Genomic DNA, 1,899 nt, shown 5'->3' with positions numbered 1-1,899 from the left:
CTATTTACGATACAATGCGCTTTATTAAGCCAGACGTTAGCACAGTTTGTATGGGACAAGCGGCCAGCATGGGGGCTTTCCTTTTAGCCGGTGGTGCTCAGGGTAAGCGGTATTGCTTGCCTAATTCCCGGGTTATGATTCACCAGCCACTTGGCGGTTTCCAGGGGCAGGCTTCAGATTTTGAAATTCATGCGAAGCAAATTTTGGATCTGAAAGAGCGCTTAAACCGTATGTTAGCTGAGAATACAGGTCAGGATTACGAGAAAGTGGCTAGAGACACCGATCGCGATCACTTCTTATCAGCAGAAGAGTCAATCGATTACGGTCTGGTTGACGGCATTTTACGCCAGCGTGGCGAAGAGTCCTGAGCGGGCGCTTAAGTAGTAGGAGAAAAGCATGACGGATCAGTCCAAAGGTGACGGCGATAAGCCGCTGTATTGCACTTTTTGTGGCAAAAGTCAGCACGAAGTTAAGAAGCTCATTGCCGGACCGTCTGTGTTCATTTGCGATGAATGCGTCGAGTTATGTAATGACATTCTAAAAGAAGAAATTCATCAACTGTCGCCGGTGCCGGACCAGGATGAATTACCTGTGCCAAAAGCTATCCGAAAACATCTGGACGACTACGTTATCGGCCAGGTACGCGCTAAAAAAGTTTTATCAGTTGCTGTCTATAACCACTACAAGCGGTTACGTGCATCAGGAAAAGGTAAAGAAGAAGTTGAGCTGGGCAAGAGTAATATCTTGCTGATAGGTCCTACAGGCTCAGGTAAGACTTTCCTTGCTGAGACTATGGCGCGGTATCTGGATGTTCCGTTTACTATGGCGGATGCGACTACCTTGACCGAAGCAGGTTACGTTGGTGAAGATGTTGAGAACATCATTCAGAAGCTTTTACAGAAGTGCGACTATGATGTGGAAAAAGCCCAACGCGGTATTGTCTATATTGATGAAATTGACAAAATTTCACGTAAGTCAGACAACCCATCTATTACTCGCGATGTCAGTGGCGAAGGCGTTCAGCAAGCTTTATTGAAGCTTATTGAAGGTACCGTTGCTTCTGTACCTCCTCAGGGCGGACGAAAGCATCCTCAGCAAGAGTTCTTGCAGGTTGATACGTCGAAGATTCTGTTTATCTGCGGTGGTGCATTTGCTGGCTTAAACAAAGTGATTGAGCAGCGTTTGTCTACCGGAACAGGAATTGGTTTCGGCGCCGAAGTAAAAAGTAAAACGCGAAGTGAAGAAGGCGAAATTATAGCGAAAGTAGAGCCGGAAGATTTGGTTCGCTACGGTTTGATTCCGGAGTTTATTGGACGGCTACCTGTTGTTGCCACACTAGACGAGCTGGATGAAGAAGCATTGGTTGAAATTTTGCGTGAACCGAAAAATGCTTTAACCAAGCAATACTCTGCTTTGTTTGAAATGGAAGATGTTGAACTGGAGTTTCGTGAAGACGCGTTACGGGCTATTGCTAAAAAAGCCATGGCGCGTAAAACAGGAGCTCGCGGTCTGCGTTCAATCGTCGAAGGTGTTTTACTAGGCACTATGTACGAATTACCTTCCATTGAGGGCGTGGTGAAAGTAGTGGTTGATGAATCGGTGATAGCCGGGGAGTCGGATCCTATTTTAATTTACGCGAATCAACAGAAAAACAAGCAGGCTTCGGGTGAATAATACGAAACTGTATTAAAAGTGTTCGAAAAAGGGCCAATCTGGCCCTTTTTTTCTGTCAAGGATTGAACTTTCAGGTAAAGACCGCATATAACAAAGTAAACCTAGGTCGGGAGAGAATTTAATGAGCGAAGAACGCACCGAACAATTAACGATGCCTGTTCTGCCGTTGCGAGATGTAGTGGTTTACCCGCATATGGTGATTCCGCTGTTCGTCGGCCGGGAGAA

General features: G+C 46.0%; 3 protein-coding genes. All 3 read left to right on the top strand.

Annotated features, from left to right (window positions below):
* A partial coding sequence (locus B3180_RS06265) for an ATP-dependent Clp protease proteolytic subunit (RefSeq protein WP_286843582.1) occupies positions 1-368 on the top strand: 368 nt, incomplete at its 5' end.
* Positions 369-396: 28 nt separating this feature from the next.
* Entirely contained in the window at positions 397-1,674 is a 1,278-nt protein-coding gene (clpX, locus tag B3180_RS06260) for an ATP-dependent protease ATP-binding subunit ClpX (RefSeq protein WP_286843580.1), read from the top strand.
* Positions 1,675-1,852: 178 nt separating this feature from the next.
* On the top strand, positions 1,853-1,899 hold a 47-nt coding region (locus tag B3180_RS15740), incomplete at its 3' end, for a hypothetical protein (RefSeq protein ID WP_414654033.1).

This window comes from Idiomarina sp. UBA4206, assembly GCF_002383015.1.
GTDB classification, from domain to species: Bacteria; Pseudomonadota; Gammaproteobacteria; order Enterobacterales; family Alteromonadaceae; genus Idiomarina; species Idiomarina abyssalis.
Note: the sequence above shows the minus strand (reverse complement) of the source record. Positions and strands in the feature narration are given on the sequence as shown.